General features: G+C 35.3%; 14 protein-coding genes. 11 read left to right on the forward strand and 3 right to left on the reverse strand.

Going from position 1 to position 15,986, the window contains the following annotated elements; all coding sequences use genetic code 11:
- The first annotated feature begins 167 nt into the window (after window positions 1-167).
- A complete protein-coding gene (locus ACXKY9_RS11040) occupies window positions 168-2,645 on the forward strand; it encodes a PBP1A family penicillin-binding protein (RefSeq protein WP_015382306.1) in 2,478 nt (825 codons plus the stop codon).
- Window positions 2,646-2,746: 101 nt separating this feature from the next.
- Here ACXKY9_RS11040 and ACXKY9_RS11045 read toward each other — a convergent pair whose 3' ends face one another.
- Window positions 2,747-3,028, reverse strand: coding sequence for a hypothetical protein (locus ACXKY9_RS11045; RefSeq protein ID WP_000270090.1), 282 nt, complete (start codon window positions 3,026-3,028; stop codon window positions 2,747-2,749).
- A gap of 238 nt (window positions 3,029-3,266) precedes the next feature.
- On the opposite strand from ACXKY9_RS11045, the gene ACXKY9_RS11050 reads away from it, so the two are divergent.
- The 8 genes from ACXKY9_RS11050 (at window position 3,267) to ACXKY9_RS11085 (ending at window position 12,949) form a co-directional block, all read left to right on the forward strand.
- A complete protein-coding gene (locus ACXKY9_RS11050; protein WP_000440665.1) occupies window positions 3,267-4,412 on the forward strand; it encodes an MFS transporter in 1,146 nt (381 codons plus the stop codon).
- A 15-nt stretch (window positions 4,413-4,427) separates the two neighbouring features.
- A complete protein-coding gene (locus ACXKY9_RS11055; RefSeq protein WP_001222844.1) occupies window positions 4,428-4,718 on the forward strand; it encodes a HesB/YadR/YfhF family protein in 291 nt (96 codons plus the stop codon).
- A 395-nt stretch (window positions 4,719-5,113) separates the two neighbouring features.
- Window positions 5,114-6,235, forward strand: coding sequence for a citrate synthase (gene mmgD / locus ACXKY9_RS11060; protein WP_001987369.1), 1,122 nt, complete (start codon window positions 5,114-5,116; stop codon window positions 6,233-6,235).
- 98 nt (window positions 6,236-6,333) lie between these two features.
- Window positions 6,334-7,770, forward strand: a complete 1,437-nt coding sequence (gene prpD, locus ACXKY9_RS11065; protein WP_000598123.1) for a 2-methylcitrate dehydratase — start codon at window positions 6,334-6,336, stop codon at window positions 7,768-7,770.
- Between the two features lie 18 nt (window positions 7,771-7,788).
- Window positions 7,789-8,697: a methylisocitrate lyase gene (gene prpB, locus ACXKY9_RS11070; protein ID WP_000312640.1), complete on the forward strand. Its 909-nt coding sequence runs from the start codon at window positions 7,789-7,791 to the stop codon at window positions 8,695-8,697.
- Between the two features lie 152 nt (window positions 8,698-8,849).
- Window positions 8,850-10,559, forward strand: coding sequence for an acyl-CoA dehydrogenase FadE (locus tag ACXKY9_RS11075; RefSeq protein ID WP_000415997.1), 1,710 nt, complete (start codon window positions 8,850-8,852; stop codon window positions 10,557-10,559).
- Between the two features lie 16 nt (window positions 10,560-10,575).
- Window positions 10,576-11,466 carry an NAD(P)-dependent oxidoreductase gene (locus ACXKY9_RS11080; protein ID WP_000719411.1) on the forward strand — a complete coding sequence of 297 codons (891 nt, stop codon included), beginning with the start codon at window positions 10,576-10,578 and terminating at the stop codon, window positions 11,464-11,466.
- Between the two features lie 22 nt (window positions 11,467-11,488).
- On the forward strand, window positions 11,489-12,949 hold the full coding sequence (locus ACXKY9_RS11085; RefSeq protein ID WP_000633347.1) for a CoA-acylating methylmalonate-semialdehyde dehydrogenase: 1,461 nt from the start codon (window positions 11,489-11,491) through the stop codon (window positions 12,947-12,949).
- 70 nt (window positions 12,950-13,019) lie between these two features.
- On the opposite strand, the gene ACXKY9_RS11090 is transcribed toward ACXKY9_RS11085, so the two are convergent.
- The gene (locus ACXKY9_RS11090) at window positions 13,020-13,652 is read right to left on the reverse strand and encodes a LysE family translocator (protein WP_000572356.1); all 633 of its coding nucleotides are present in this window, start codon (window positions 13,650-13,652) and stop codon (window positions 13,020-13,022) included.
- Window positions 13,653-13,904: 252 nt separating this feature from the next.
- Window positions 13,905-14,960 (reverse strand): enoyl-CoA hydratase/isomerase family protein, encoded by a 1,056-nt coding sequence (locus tag ACXKY9_RS11095; protein ID WP_000139774.1) that lies wholly within the window; start codon window positions 14,958-14,960, stop codon window positions 13,905-13,907.
- A 329-nt stretch (window positions 14,961-15,289) separates the two neighbouring features.
- Here ACXKY9_RS11095 and ACXKY9_RS11100 point away from each other — a divergent pair, with 329 nt between their 5' ends.
- Both ACXKY9_RS11100 and ACXKY9_RS11105 read left to right on the forward strand, forming a co-directional pair.
- On the forward strand, window positions 15,290-15,547 hold the full coding sequence (locus ACXKY9_RS11100) for a hypothetical protein (protein WP_001119404.1): 258 nt from the start codon (window positions 15,290-15,292) through the stop codon (window positions 15,545-15,547).
- Window positions 15,548-15,731: 184 nt separating this feature from the next.
- Window positions 15,732-15,971 (forward strand): DUF2584 family protein, encoded by a 240-nt coding sequence (locus ACXKY9_RS11105; protein ID WP_000667346.1) that lies wholly within the window; start codon window positions 15,732-15,734, stop codon window positions 15,969-15,971.
- Window positions 15,972-15,986: the final 15 nt, after the last annotated feature.

The raw sequence follows: 15,986 nt of genomic DNA on the forward strand, positions 1-15,986 counted from the left end.
AGTGAAAATAGTATGTATAAGAGCCATTTTAAAATTTGTAATCTGTGAATTGGGAAAATATTGAATGCTCCAGGTCAATACACTTTCTTGCCTAAACGTATTTACGAAAGTGACCTCAATATTTTTAATTAAATCAACGGGAGAATTGAAAGGCAGGAGAAAGTAACATGTCAGAAAATTATCGTTCTCGCGAGGAGCGACGACAAGTTAAAAAGAAAAAACAACCAGCTTCTAAAACACAAAAACCAAAAGGTAAAACATCATTTTTCCGCAAGTTTTTAATTACTTGTTTATTACTTGGTATTGTAGGTTTAGTGGCGGGGGTTGCTACCTTTTTCGTAATGATTAAGGACGCACCAAAACTGGAAAAAGCAAAACTTGTTAATCCGTTATCCTCAAAAATTTATGATAAAAACGGGGATTTGGTATATGAATATGGAAAAGAAAAAAGGACGAATGTTACGTATGATCAAATACCTAAATTAGTAGAAAATGCATTTTTAGCGACAGAAGATTCACGTTTTTATGAGCATAGCGGAGTAGACTTTAAAGGTACTGCCCGTGCTGTTTTAGTGAGTCTTAAAGGAGATTATGGCTCTCAAGGTGGAAGTACGATAACGCAGCAAGTTATTAAAAACTACTTCTTATCTATGGATAAAACACCAAAGCGTAAGGCGCAAGAAATATATTTAGCTTATAAGCTAGAACAACAGTATTCAAAACATGAAATATTAGAGATGTACTTAAATAAAATTAACTTAGGTAATCGTTCATATGGTATCGCAACAGCAGCACAAAACTACTATGGTAAAGAATTGAAGGACTTAACATTACCAGAAGTTGCGATGCTTGCAGGTTTACCGAAAGCACCGAATAACTATGATCCAACGAAAAAAGAAAATGTTCAAAAAGCAACAGAAAGAAGAAATGTTGTTCTAAGTTTAATGAACCGACATGGATATATAACAAAACAGGAAATGGAAGAAGCATCAAAAGTTGACGTAGAAAAGGGGCTTAAGCCTGCAGCTCAACTACAAACAATGCCATACCCTGCATTTATGGATGCAGTTGTGAAAGAAGTAGAAAAAGAATTGCCAGATGCTAATATTGGTTCTGACGGTTTAGAAATTTATACAACGTTAGATCCGAAAGCACAGAAACTTGCTGATAATATTTTAAATAATAATATCATTGATTATCCAAACGATAAATTCCAAGGTGCATTCACATTTATGGATACGAAAACAGGAGAAGTTCGTGCTATAGGTAGTGGCCGTGGAGAAAATAAAGCTGTATTTAAAGGGCATAATATGGCAATTGAATTAGATCGTGCAGCTGGTTCAACGATGAAGCCGATTTTCGACTATGCTCCTGCAATTGAATATTTAAAATGGGCTACGTATCATCAAATCGATGACTCTCCATTTAAGTATTCAACGGGTCAAGAAGTTCGAAATGCAGATAGAAGTTATATGGGTCCAATTACAATGCGTGAAGCATTAAAAATGTCGCGTAATATTCCTGCAATTAAAACTGCAAAAGAAGTAGGGATTAGTAAATCAAAAGAATTCTCTGAGAAACTAGGTATTACATTTAATACAGCACCGACAGAATCGACAGCTATTGGTACAAATGAAGTATCGCCAACTGAAATAGCGGGTGCTTATGCGGCATTTGGTAATGAAGGTAAATATACGAAACCGCATTTTGTTAAGAAAGTTGTTTATCCAGACGGTAAGTCACAAAGTTTTGGACAAAAACCAAAACAAGTTATGACAGATTCTACCGCATACATGATTACTGATATGCTTCGTTCTGTAGTTACATCGGGTACTGGTACATCGGCAAATGTAGGCTCTTTAGATGTAGCTGGTAAAACGGGTACGACAAACTATTCATCAAAGCAATTAGCTCAATATAAAATTCCAGAAAGTGCAACTCGTGATAGTTGGTTTGCTGGATATACACCGCAATATACGATGGCAGTATGGACTGGGTATATGAAAGATGGTAAAGACGAGTATATTAGTAGTAAAAACACGAAAATTGCACAGTTAATCTTTAAAGAAATGATGAGCGAAATGGCTACAGATAAATCACGCTTTAAAATGCCAAGTAGCGTTATTCAAGAAGGTAGTGAGCTACGTATAAAAGGTGAAAAACGTGATTCATCGCCAAATACTAGCGTACCGGATACAACGGAGCAACCAAAACAAGATCAACAGCAAAAAACTGAAGAAGAGAAAAAGCAAGAAGAATTAAAGAAACAAGAAGAACTGAAAAAACAAGAAGAACAAAAGAAACAAGAGGAACTTAAGAAGCAAGAAGAACAAAAGAAACTAGAAGAGCAAAAGAAACAAGATGAGCAAAATAATGGAAATGGCCAAGGAACGACACCTCCAGCAAATAATGGAGGAGGTCAAGGAAATACGACACCTCCAGCAAATAACGGAGGAGGTCAAGGAAATACGACACCTCCAGCAAATAATGGAGGAGGTCAAGGAAATACAACACCTCCAGCAAATAACGGAGGAGGTCAAGGAAATACGACACCTCCAGCAAATAACGGAGGAGGTCAAGGAAATACAACTCCACCAGCGACCGGTGGTAATGCAGGAGAGGCACCTGCTAATAATGGGCAATAAGAAAAATTTATAAAAAATATTAAAAAGCACTTAAGATTTGTGAAATTTACAATCTTAAGTGCTTTTTTCGTTTAAATGTAGTAGCTATGAAAGGATCTGTTTTAAATGTTAAACGTACCATAAAAATTTTGAAAATAAATTGATGGGAAATGATAAAAGACTTGAGTCGGAGGTAGTGGAGGATAACTATGGCTATGAATGGGAGTACTACTGGGGTGTGTACCATGATGCCAAAATGATGGGGTAACTTGACCGGGAATTTGATATTGCTGCCAAGTTGCGGGAAGTTCAATTCCTACATCGGAGCTAGCTGTATGAACTGCAGGAACATGTATCCCAGGAGTCGAAGGAACTACGGCAGTTACTCTTAATAATACCCACATGAAATATTCACTCCTAAGTTGAGTTAATAAATTAGTATATTCTTTTCACACATATAAAGGTACATATTATATAGGACTTTTGTTTAAAACATGCGTACAAAGTCTTAAGACTAATGTAAGCTGATGGTGGACTATTTAATATGAAAAGATACGTCTATTTGCGGAGGGAAAAGAGATAAAAAAAATATACAATGAAGGTGTTAATCGTAATATTTTACGAGTGTATGGAGGTATTTTTATGGAACGATTATGGACGAAATCATTTATTCAAATGACTTTCGCAATGTTATTTTTATTTACAGGATTTTATTTACTTGTTCCAACGCTCCCGCTCTTTATTAAAGAGATAGGTGGCAATGAATCGCAAGTTGGACTTATGATGGGGATGTTTACAATAGCTGCTGTTGTAATACGACCGATTATTGGAGGAATGTTAGATCAATATGGTAGAAGATCCTTTATTATTTTCGGACTCATCTTTTTTGGCTTAACGATGTATTCCTATAATATAGCATCGACTATTGTCCTTTTAGCTGTTTTACGTGTTATTCACGGAGTAACATGGGCTGTTTCTACAACAGCTGTTGGAACAGCAATAACGGATATTATTCCAGATTCACGCCGCGGTGAAGGTATGGGTTGGTACGGGATGGCGATGACAATTGCAATGGCGATCGGACCTATGATTGGACTATGGGTTGTGCAAAATTATTCATTTGATGGTCTATTTTTATTAGCGACGTTGTTATCTTTTATGGCAGTCGTATTATCATTAATAACGAAGATGCCATTTACACCACAAAAAGAAAAAGGGAAGATGCAGCTATTTGAGAAATCTGTATTAACAATCACGATTGTAGTATTCTTTTTATCGTTTGCATATGGAGGAATAACAACCTTTTTACCGTTATTTGCATCATCAATTCATGTGAATCCGGGAACTTTCTTTCTTGTATATGCAATTGCATTAACAATTGTAAGACCAATTTCAGGGAAACTATTAGATAAGTATGGAGAAGTATTCATCATACTTCCAGCATTATGTATTACTATTTTAGCTATAGTTGTTTTAACTATTTCAAATGGTTTGATAGGTGTAATTATCGCAGCAACATTATACGGTATTGGATTTGGTTCAGCGCAGCCAGCTTTGCAAGCGGCAATGCTTACAATTGTCGATCCGAGTAAAAGAGGAGTTGCAAATGCTTCATTTTTTACAGCGTTTGATTTAGGAATCGGGTTAGGTGCTATTTTACTTGGAGTTGTTTCACAAATGTTTGGTTATCGTATTTTATTTTCAGGGAGTGCAATTTCAGCATTGATAGCCTTAATTATTTTCGTCTTTTTTGTAAAACAACGATTAGGAAAAAAAGAGTTTGCATAAACTGGAGGAATAAAGATGAGAATTTCAATTGATCGTAAAGCTCTGCAATGGTTCCAGGAAGAATTACGTATAAAGCACGGTGAATCTGTACGTTTTACTGTAAGGTACGGAGGGGATAGTTCAATTCAGCCCGGATATTCTTTAGGGGTTGTTGCTGAGAGACCCGATGGCGAAATAGTGTCAGTTGAGAAGGAAGGTATTATATTTTTTGTAGATTGTGATGATCTTTGGTATTTTCAAAACTATGATTTATTTGTAAGTTATCATGAGGAAATGGAAGAAATTCAATTTAATTATGTAAAATAATAACTTTATTAAAAATGAATAAGTTTTATATAAAAATTATATTTAAGAGATAGTGAAATAAATATCATATAGTAACGAGCTGTATTTATGTACAGCTCGTTTTTTCTATTTCTCAAATAAAATTAGAATAATTGTATATTTGGCGGTGTTATATGAAAAATCTTTATATTTTGTTTTTGAAAATACGCAAAGAAGTCTATCCTTTCTTTATAAAATATAAGAATTATTTTCAAAAAATTGTATTGTTACATTAAGAAAAGTGTAGGAAACTTATCATTATAAAATAAATTGAAATCTTCTAAAAACTCTGATACATTGAAATAGAAATGTAGTTTCACAATATTGTAAAGGCTTACAGTTATGTGCACGAAGATCTATTAGGATTGGAGGAAATAATGATGAAAGCTGAAGAGAAATTTTCCCCGGGATTAGATGGTATAGTGGCAGCGGAGACGAAAATCTCGTTTCTTGACACAGTAAAAGGTGAAATTGTAATTCAAGGGTATGACTTAATCGAACTCTCAAAAACAAAAGAGTATTTAGACATTGTGCACCTTTTATTGGAGGAACATCTACCGAATGAAGATGAAAAAGCAACACTTGAAAAGAAATTAAAAGAAGAATATGCAGTACCAGAAGGTGTATTCAACGTACTAAAGGCATTGCCTAAAGAGACGCATCCCATGGATGGATTACGTACAGGTGTGTCAGCGTTAGCTGGTTACGATAATGATATCGAAAACCGCTCGTTAGAAGTGAATAAAAGCCGAGGGTACAAGCTGTTAAGTAAAGTGCCAAACATTGTAGCAAATAGCTATCATATTTTAAATAATGAGGAGCCAATTGAACCTCTTAAAGAATTATCTTATAGTGCGAATTTCTTCTATATGTTAACTGGTAAAAAACCAACTGAACTTGAGGAAAAGATCTTTGATCGTTCCCTTGTTTTATATAGTGAGCATGAAATGCCAAACTCTACATTTACAGCTCGCGTTATTGCATCAACACAATCAGATTTATACGGCGCTCTAACAGGTGCAGTTGCATCTTTAAAAGGAAGTTTACATGGCGGTGCAAATGAAGCGGTTATGTACATGCTTTTAGAAGCTGGTAATGTTGAGAAATTTGAAGAGTTATTACAGAAGAAACTATATAACAAAGAAAAAATTATGGGCTTTGGACACCGTGTTTATATGAAGAAGATGGATCCAAGAGCACTTATGATGAAGGAAGCTTTAAAACAGTTATGTGATGTAAAAGGTGATTATACACTATATGAAATGTGTGAAGCTGGAGAAAAGATTATGGAAAAAGAAAAAGGAATTTATCCAAATCTTGATTATTATGCAGCTCCAGTATATTGGATGCTAGGTATTCCAATTCAACTTTACACACCAATCTTCTTTAGCTCTAGAACAGTGGGGTTATGTGCGCACGTTATTGAGCAACATGCAAATAATCGTTTGTTCCGTCCACGTGTAAATTATATTGGCGAGCGACATGTACTTAGTAAATAAGAACAACTGGGGAGTTGTTAGCGCCGCCCGCCAGATGGGTGTTTGACCGACACCCATCATTAATAATAACGAATTTTCGACAGAAAGGAAAGAATAGCATGATTAAAACAAATGAAATTAAGCAAAAAGATGCATTATTAGAAGAGATTACCGATTATGTATTAAATAAAGAGGTTACTAGTGCAGAAGCATTCAGTACAGCTCGTTACGTATTACTTGATACACTTGGATGTGGAATTTTAGCACTGCAATATCCAGAATGTACGAAATTACTAGGACCAGTTGTGCCAGGAACAATCGTGCCAAATGGTACACGTGTACCAGGTACGTCTTATGTACTAGATCCAGTAAAAGGTGCATTTAATATCGGATGTATGATCCGTTGGTTAGACTATAACGATACTTGGCTTGCAGCAGAGTGGGGACATCCATCTGATAACCTAGGCGGAATTTTAGCAGTTGCAGATTATATTAGCCGTGTTCGTATTTCAGAAGGAAAAGAAGCTTTAAAAGTACGTGAAGTATTAGAAATGATGATTAAAGCACATGAAATTCAAGGCGTGCTTGCTTTAGAAAACAGCTTAAACAGAGTTGGTCTTGACCATGTATTATATGTAAAAGTAGCAACAACTGCAGTAGTTGCGAAAATGCTTGGCGGAACACGTGAAGAAATCTTTAATGCATTATCACATGCGTGGATTGATAATTCTAGTCTTCGTACATATCGTCATGCTCCAAATACGGGCTCACGTAAATCATGGGCTGCAGGTGACGCAACGAGCCGCGGTGTTCATCTTGCAATGACTGCTCTAAAAGGTGAAATGGGTTATCCAACAGCATTATCTGCGCCAGGATGGGGATTCCAAGATGTATTATTCAATAAACAAGAATTAAAATTAGCAAGACCACTAGAGTCATATGTAATGGAAAATGTATTATTTAAAGTGTCATATCCAGCAGAATTCCATGCACAAACGGCTGCAGAATGTGCAGTGAAGTTGCATCCGGAAATTAAAGAGAGATTAGATGAAATTGACCGTATTACAATTACAACTCATGAATCAGCAATTCGTATTATTGATAAAGAAGGTCCATTAAATAACCCAGCTGATCGTGATCATTGCTTACAATACATTACGGCAATTGGTTTATTAAAAGGAGATATCGTTGCAGACGATTATGAAGATGCAGTAGCAAACGATCCACGTGTAGATGAATTACGTAATAAGATGGTTGTTGTTGAAAACAAACAGTACAGTTTAGATTACCTTGACCCGAACAAGCGCTCAATCGCCAACGCTGTTCAAGTTCACTTTAAAGATGGCACAGTAACAGAAAATGTGGAATGTGAATATCCACTTGGTCACCGCTTCCGTAGAGACGAAGCAATTCCAAAAGTTGTTCAAAAATTCACTGCAAATATGGCAGGTCATTATTCTAGTAAGCAACAAGAACAAATTCATGAAGTTTGTTTAAATGAAGAAAAACTAGAAAATATGAATGTAAACGAATTTGTAGATCTATTCTTAATTTAATAATAGGGGGAATTTAGAATGGCTTGGGTTGTGAAAAAGCAGTCAACACAAGAGGAGCTTGCGAATCGATTCCGAGCTTTAGTAGAAGCAAATGAAATTTTGCAAATTCCAGGTGCTCATGACGCAATGGCGGCTTTAGTTGCAAAAAATACAGGTTTTTCAGCTCTTTATTTATCAGGAGCTGCTTATACTGCAAGTAAAGGCTTACCAGATTTAGGTATCGTGACGTCTACTGAAGTGGCTGAGAGAGCAAGAGATTTAGTAAGAGCTACAGACTTACCTGTTCTTGTTGACATTGATACAGGATTTGGTGGTGTACTAAATGTGGCGAGAACAGCTGTAGAAATGGTGGAAGCGAAAGTAGCAGCTGTCCAAATTGAAGATCAGCAATTACCAAAAAAATGTGGACATTTAAATGGTAAGAAACTTGTTACTACAGAAGAATTGGTTCAAAAAATTAAAGCGATTAAAGAAGTTGCACCGAGCTTATACATTGTAGCACGTACTGATGCTCGCGGCGTTGAAGGATTAGATGAAGCAATTGAAAGAGCAAATGCATATGTAAAAGCAGGTGCAGATGCAATTTTCCCTGAAGCGCTTCAATCAGAGGAAGAATTCCGTCTATTTAATAGTAAGGTAAATGCACCTTTGCTTGCGAATATGACTGAATTTGGAAAAACTCCATATTATAGTGCAGAGGAATTTGCGAATATGGGCTTCCAAATGGTTATTTATCCTGTAACTTCACTTCGCGTTGCAGCGAAAGCGTATGAAAATGTGTTTACTTTAATTAAAGAAACAGGCTCTCAAAAAGATGCACTTTCTAATATGCAAACGAGAAGTGAATTATACGAAACAATTTCATATCATGACTTTGAAGAGTTAGATACTGGTATTGCAAAAACAGTATTATCAGAAGATCAATAGATAAAGCAGCGAAGGCGATGAAAATACATCTTTGGCAAAATAAAATGCTTGATGTGAAAAATCATCGCCTTCTATTTTCAAAAAAGATATTCCACTCATCGTAGACGAGCATAAGCAAAAAGCTATGAAAGCCGAATGATAGGGGGATACATATGGAGAAAACGAAGTTACCATGGGATGAATTTTTTTCACTTAATAAAGATATAAATCATACTTACTTTACACCAGAAGATTTTTCAGGTGATGAAGATTTAATCGCAAAAACGACAGAACAATTCGTTAAACAAGAAATTGTTCCACAAATGGAGAATATTGAACAACATAACTATAAAGTTTCTCGTCAATTATTTGAGAAAGCTGGGGAACTTGGATTATTAGGCATTGAGGTACCAGAAGATTATGGCGGGTTCGAGTTAGGAAAGGCTGTCTCAGGTCTTGTAGCAGAGAAAATGGGGTACGCTGGTGCGTTTAGCGTTTCTTTTAATATACACGCTGGTGTCGGTACATTGCCTTACATATATTATGGAACGAAAGAGCAAAAAGAAAAATATTTACCGAAAATCGCATCGGGAGAATGGATTGGGGCTTATGCTTTAACGGAGCCAAATGCTGGTTCGGATGCATTAAGTGCAAAAACAAGCGCCGTATTGAATGAAGAGGGAACAGCTTGGAAGTTAAATGGTGAGAAGCAATGGATTACAAATGCTCATATGGCAGATGTATACGTTGTTTTTGCGAAGACAAATAAAGGAATGACAGCGTTTATTGTCGAAAGAACATGTGAAGGTGTATCTATTGGATTAGAAGAAAAGAAAATGGGGATTAAAGGTTCTTCAACAGCGACTCTTATTTTAGAAGATGTTGTCATCCCTGCTGAAAATGTTTTAGGGGAAGTTGGGAAAGGGCATCACGTAGCCCTTAATATTCTTAACTTTGCTAGACTTAAACTTGCTTTTGGAAATATTGGAACAGCAAAACAAGCAATTGGTTTGTCGGTTCAATATGGAAAAGAGCGAAAACAGTTCCAAACGGAATTAGTAGACTTTACGATGATTCAAGAGAAAATTGCAAATATGATTATTGCTACATATGGAGCCGAAAGTGCAGCTTATCGTACAGCAGGTGTAATCGATGAAGCAATTCATGAGAGCGATGAAGATCTTATGAAGAAAATGTCCCAATTTGCAATTGAATGTGCACTGAATAAAGTAAATGCTTCTGAAACACTTGCTTATATCGTAGATGAAGCTGTACAAATTCATGGTGGTTACGGTTATATGCAAGAGTATGAGGTAGAACGATTATATCGTGATGCAAGAATTAGTCGTATTTTTGAAGGAACGAACGAAATTAATAGATTAACAGTTGCTAAAATGTTAATGAAGCAAATCGAACAATTAGAAGACACTGAAGTAGAAAGTAATGTAGCAAATGTAGAAAGAAACCATCGTTACATTTTATTAGCGAAAAAATTGTTGAAACAATCTTTGAAAACGCTCTCTAAAACTCCAGGTCTAAAAATTGACCAAGAACAAGAATATTCACGTGTAATATCAAATATGTTGACGGACGTGTACATCATGGAATCAGCGTTTTTACGTACGAGAAAAGCAGTACGTAAAAATGGAGAGGAAAAAGAACGTACGAAGCAACTCATAACGGATGTTATTTGTGAAGAAGGATACCGTAAAGTAGAAGAAGCGGCGATTTCTGTACTTTCAGCAGCTGTCACAAAAGAACAAGATAGACATGTGATTTTAGCTGAAATCCGTCAATTATTAGTGCCTTTATACACGAACGTATTTACGAAGAAGAGAGAAATTGCGAAAGCTATTATAAATCGCGGGAAATATATTGTGTAAATAGGAGGAAAGCGATATGAAAAAGATTGGTTTTATCGGTTTAGGTAACATGGGCCTTCCAATGTCAAAAAATCTAGTTAAATCAGGTTACACAGTATATGGCGTGGACTTAAATAAAGAGGCGGAAGCGTCCTTTGAAAAAGAAGGCGGAATTATCGGTCTATCAATCTCAAAACTAGCAGAAACATGTGATGTAGTTTTTACAAGTTTACCTTCACCTCGCGCTGTTGAAGCGGTATATTTTGGAGCAGAAGGATTATTTGAAAATGGTCACTCGAATGTAGTTTTCATTGATACAAGTACGGTATCGCCGCAGTTAAACAAACAGTTAGAGGAAGCTGCAAAGGAAAAGAAAGTAGACTTTTTAGCAGCACCTGTGAGCGGTGGTGTAATCGGAGCCGAAAACCGTACATTAACGTTTATGGTTGGTGGATCAAAAGAGGTATATGAGAAAACGGAATCTATCATGGGCGTACTAGGCGCGAACATTTTCCACGTTAGTGAGCAGATTGATAGTGGTACAACTGTTAAGTTAATTAATAACTTATTAATTGGTTTTTATACAGCTGGTGTGAGTGAAGCTTTAACATTAGCGAAAAAGAACAATATGGATTTAGATAAAATGTTTGATATTTTAAATGTAAGTTACGGTCAAAGTAGAATTTATGAACGTAATTATAAAAGTTTTATAGCGCCTGAAAACTACGAGCCAGGATTTACTGTGAACTTATTGAAAAAAGATTTAGGATTTGCAGTTGACTTAGCTAAGGAAAGCGAACTCCATTTACCGGTAAGCGAAATGTTATTAAACGTATATGACGAAGCGAGTCAAGCTGGATATGGTGAAAACGATATGGCTGCTTTATATAAGAAAGTTAGCGAGCAATTAATTTCTAATCAAAAATAAATTATACAAAGGAGAGAATACAATGATTACAACTGAAATTAAACGAGTAAAAAATCACATTAACGGTGAGTGGGTTGAATCGACAGGTACGGAAGTAGAAGCAGTTCCAAATCCAGCGACTGGAAAAATTATCGCTTACGTTCCACTATCTCCAAAAGAAGATGTTGAAAAAGCTGTTGAAGCGGCAAAAGCAGCATTCGAAACATGGTCTAAAGTACCAGTTCCAAATCGTTCAAGAAATTTATATAAATATTTACAGCTATTACAAGAAAATAAAGATGAGCTTGCAAAAATCATTACGCTAGAAAATGGTAAGACGCTAACGGATGCAACAGGTGAAGTGCAACGTGGTATTGAAGCGGTAGAACTTGCAACATCTACGCCAAATTTAATGATGGGTCAAGCACTTCCGAATATCGCTAGCGGAATTGATGGATCGATTTGGCGCTACCCAATCGGAGTTGTTGCTGGTATTACGCCATTTAACTTCCCGATGATGATTCCGTTATGGATGTTCCCACTTGCAATTGCTTGCGGTAATACATTCGTATTAAAAACATCTGAAAGAACGCCACTTTTAGCGGAGCGACTTGTAGAATTATTCTATGAAGCAGGTTTCCCAAAAGGCGTATTAAATTTAGTACAAGGCGGAAAAGATGTTGTAAATAGCATTTTAGAAAATAAAGATATTCAGGCTGTTTCGTTCGTTGGCTCTGAGCCGGTAGCTCGTTACGTATATGAAACAGGTACGAAACACGGAAAACGTGTACAAGCGTTAGCAGGTGCGAAAAACCATGCGATTGTAATGCCAGATTGCAATCTTGAGAAAACAGTACAAGGTGTAATTGGATCTGCATTTGCAAGTAGTGGAGAGCGCTGCATGGCATGCTCAGTAGTAGCAGTAGTGGATGAAATTGCTGATGAATTCATTGATGTATTAGTAGCAGAAACGAAAAAATTAAAAGTAGGCGATGGCTTTAACGAAGAGAACTATGTTGGACCATTAATCCGTGAATCTCATAAAGAGCGCGTTTTAGGCTACATTAATAGCGGTGTAGCAGATGGGGCAACTTTATTAGTAGATGGCCGTAAAATTAATGAAGAAGTTGGAGAAGGTTACTTTGTAGGTGCGACAATCTTTGATGGCGTGAATCAAGAAATGAAAATTTGGCAAGATGAGATTTTTGCTCCAGTATTAAGCATTGTACGAGTTAAAGATTTAGAAGAAGGTATTAAACTAACAAATCAATCTAAATTTGCAAATGGTGCAGTTATTTATACATCAAACGGTAAACATGCACAAACGTTCCGTGATAATATCGATGCTGGTATGATCGGTGTAAACGTAAATGTTCCAGCACCAATGGCATTCTTCGCATTTGCAGGAAATAAAGCGTCATTCTTTGGTGATTTAGGTACAAATGGCACAGATGGCGTTCAATTCTATACACGTAAAAAAGTTGTAACTGAGCGCTGGTTTTAATATAAAATAAACAGCCAAATTAGTTATTAAATGAAAACCACCACTATTAATAGTGGTGGTTTTCATCTTGTTAATTACTTTTTTCAAAAGCAAGTTTAATACCAAAACCAATTAAGAAGACTCCTGTTAGCCCTTGAATATAACGTTGCGTCTTCGGTTTTTTCATAAAAGCACTAATTTTATCAATTAAAAATATATAAAAAGCGAACCAAATGGCTGTTAAAACGAGGTAAGTAAGGCCCATTACGAGTAGTTGGATAAACGTATTATGATTTGGATTTAAAAATTGCGGTAAAAACGTTAAAAAGAATACTGCAACTTTAGGGTTTAATAAATTCGTAAGAAACCCTTGTCGAAAGCAAGAGGTGTGTTCATCTTCATTATTCAAAGATATATCGTTCGTATCAATGCCTTCTTTATTTCTTACTGCTAAAAGGGCTTTAATACCAATATAAATTAAATATAGAGCCCCAACGTACTTGAAAATAGAAAATAAAAGAGCTGACTTTACAATAAGTGCAGAAAGACCAATTACAGCAGCTAAAGTATGAATTAATAGTGCAATACATGTACCAAACACTGTTTTCACTCCACCGACTTTACCAGCAACCAATGTATTTTTCGTAGCCATTGCTGTATCTGGACCAGGTAAAATGATAAGGCAAATAGACATAATGATGAAAAGAAGATAATTTTCTATCATAGCCGCCCCTCCTTTTTATTTTTAGAATATTTGATTAAAATCAGTGTAGCACAAAAATGGATTTAATAAAATTAAATTTTGTTAAAAATAATTAAATAAAAAAGGCTATATAGTAGCTGTAATTACACTACTATATAGCTTCGATTTTATACCGCTATTTGCGGGTAGTAAGATTTTCACCGCACAAGATTTAGCTGAAGCAAAGAAGTTAGGTAGGGGATGAACAAAACATCCCCTCATGACAATTTCATTTTATGCATTAAGTAAGTTAAAGAAACGATTCACATCTTCTTCTGAAACGTCACTTAACTGTTTATATTTATAATTCGGATTTTGATCTTTATCAACGACAACGGAGCGTACTCCCTCAAAGAAATCTTCATGTCTCATGAAATTTTTAGCAAGTATAAGGTCCGTAGCGAAACATTCTTCAACGGATTTATCTTTTCCATCAATAAACTGTTTTAATGTTACTTTTAGTGAAATAGGGGATTTTGATAACAGTGTTTCTTTCGTTTTTAGAGCAAAGGAACTTTCATCTTTCTCCAATGAATGGATGATTTCTTCCATTGTATCGAAAGCAAAATGTGAATTGATTACTTCTAATGAAGGAGCAAGCTCGCTTTCTAAGTTTGGAGCAGTTGCAAATGTACGAATAACTTCTTTTAAATTAGTATGTACATCATCTTCTTTATGCCAATTTACACTTTCAAGTTCAGTAAGAAACTCTGGTAATGAATCAGATGTCATAAAGTAATCAGCAGCATTAATAAATAATACGTCAGAAGCTTTTAAAATAGATGCTGTTAAAGCAACGAATCGTCCTGTATATCCAGGCGCTTTATTTAAGAAATGTGCAGCTCCGACGTCTGGGAAGAAGCCAATATTCATCTCTGGCATTGCCCATTTCGTACGCTCAGTTACAATGCGATACTTCGCACCATTTGTAAGACCGACACCACCGCCCATTACAATTCCATCTAAACAAGCAATAATCGGTTTTGTATATTGATAAATATATGTATCAATTTCATACTCTTCTTCAAAAAAACGTTCTGCATGTTGCAATGCCACTTCATTGGAACGCGCTTCATAAAGAGTTTTAATGTCGCCGCCTGCACAAAAACCTTTTGTGCCAGCTCCTTTTAACACGATAAGTGCAATACGCTCATCGTGTTCCCACTCTTTAAGTTTTTGTCCGATAGGTTGTAACATGTCATAAGATAAAGAATTAAGTGCTTTTGGACGGTTTAAAGTAATTGTCGCAACGCCGTTTTCACTAACAGAAAATAAAACTTGTTCAGTCATAATGCATCCTCCCTTACATATCTTCTTATTCTTAATTCTTGATATGTACTGAAATGTCCTTTATAAATTTTGTCAAAAGTTGACGGTAAATATTAATTTGGTCACTGCATATTTTGACGAGTTATCTTTGCAGGATTTCAGAGACTGAGGGGGAATATTACAACATTACTGTAAGTGTAATTATTTGAAGTTATAATGATAAAAGCGCTATTATATAGGTGTGAAATGTTCATTATCAATTCTAAAAGTGTGTTTGAAGAAAAAATAAATCGTACAATTGTAATAAAAAATTTTACACTGAATTAGAAATAGAGAAAGGAGAAATCGGAATGCCAGGACCTTTACTATTGTCGGTTATTATTTTGTCTTTTTTAATGATAGGAATAACGCAGTATTTTCATCATACAGATACGACAGAAGAAGTGAAGGATAAAGTACGTCTCGTATTTCCGATTTTTATAATATCTATTTCATTCTGTATTTTATTAAATAAAGATGGCTACATTGTCGCAGTGTTCTCATTTTTCGTCGCAATCGTTTTAATTACCGTTTTATATTATGTAATGAAAGACTTTATACAAAAATAAAGGTGTCATAATAGGCATTTTTATTTTGGAGAAAATATAAAATTTCACATACCGTATTTTATATAAAATACATGAAGTATATAACAATAGAAAAGTGTGTACTTTGCTGTGTATGTACTTGTCAATCTTGCATAGCCACTATACTATTAAAATGTAGAGATTATAAAAAGGGGTTGTATCTATCATGAAATTTGAGATGCACACAAAAATTATTTCAAATGAAAAAGAAGTAAGATTACATATTGAAGAAAATATATTTCAATTAATATTGGATGGTTATCACTTATTTACAGTTCAAGAAATATTGCCTTTATATAAATCAAATGAAGAAAGAATTGGAAGTGCAACGATATTGAAGCTAGAGTGGGAGAACGGAAAAACTACAATAAACTATCAACTCGTTTCACTAAAATCAGTAAATTAAAAGGAGTAGAAAAAT

The sequence above is a fragment of the Bacillus sp. 2175 genome, assembly GCF_057812155.1.

Excerpts from the sequence above, each read along its gene's own strand:
- ACXKY9_RS11040 (WP_015382306.1), top strand. The coding sequence starts at position 168 with ATGTCAGAAAATTATCGTTCTCGCGAGGAGCGACGACAAGTTAAAAAG.
- ACXKY9_RS11045 (WP_000270090.1), bottom strand. The coding sequence starts at position 3,028 with ATGTGGGTATTATTAAGAGTAACTGCCGTAGTTCCTTCGACTCCTGGG.
- ACXKY9_RS11050 (WP_000440665.1), top strand. The coding sequence starts at position 3,267 with ATGGAACGATTATGGACGAAATCATTTATTCAAATGACTTTCGCAATG.
- ACXKY9_RS11055 (WP_001222844.1), top strand. The coding sequence starts at position 4,428 with ATGAGAATTTCAATTGATCGTAAAGCTCTGCAATGGTTCCAGGAAGAA.
- mmgD (WP_001987369.1), top strand. The coding sequence starts at position 5,114 with ATGATGAAAGCTGAAGAGAAATTTTCCCCGGGATTAGATGGTATAGTG.
- prpD (WP_000598123.1), top strand. The coding sequence starts at position 6,334 with ATGATTAAAACAAATGAAATTAAGCAAAAAGATGCATTATTAGAAGAG.
- prpB (WP_000312640.1), top strand. The coding sequence starts at position 7,789 with ATGGCTTGGGTTGTGAAAAAGCAGTCAACACAAGAGGAGCTTGCGAAT.
- ACXKY9_RS11075 (WP_000415997.1), top strand. The coding sequence starts at position 8,850 with ATGGAGAAAACGAAGTTACCATGGGATGAATTTTTTTCACTTAATAAA.
- ACXKY9_RS11080 (WP_000719411.1), top strand. The coding sequence starts at position 10,576 with ATGAAAAAGATTGGTTTTATCGGTTTAGGTAACATGGGCCTTCCAATG.
- ACXKY9_RS11085 (WP_000633347.1), top strand. The coding sequence starts at position 11,489 with ATGATTACAACTGAAATTAAACGAGTAAAAAATCACATTAACGGTGAG.
- ACXKY9_RS11090 (WP_000572356.1), bottom strand. The coding sequence starts at position 13,652 with ATGATAGAAAATTATCTTCTTTTCATCATTATGTCTATTTGCCTTATC.
- ACXKY9_RS11095 (WP_000139774.1), bottom strand. The coding sequence starts at position 14,960 with ATGACTGAACAAGTTTTATTTTCTGTTAGTGAAAACGGCGTTGCGACA.
- ACXKY9_RS11100 (WP_001119404.1), top strand. The coding sequence starts at position 15,290 with ATGCCAGGACCTTTACTATTGTCGGTTATTATTTTGTCTTTTTTAATG.
- ACXKY9_RS11105 (WP_000667346.1), top strand. The coding sequence starts at position 15,732 with ATGAAATTTGAGATGCACACAAAAATTATTTCAAATGAAAAAGAAGTA.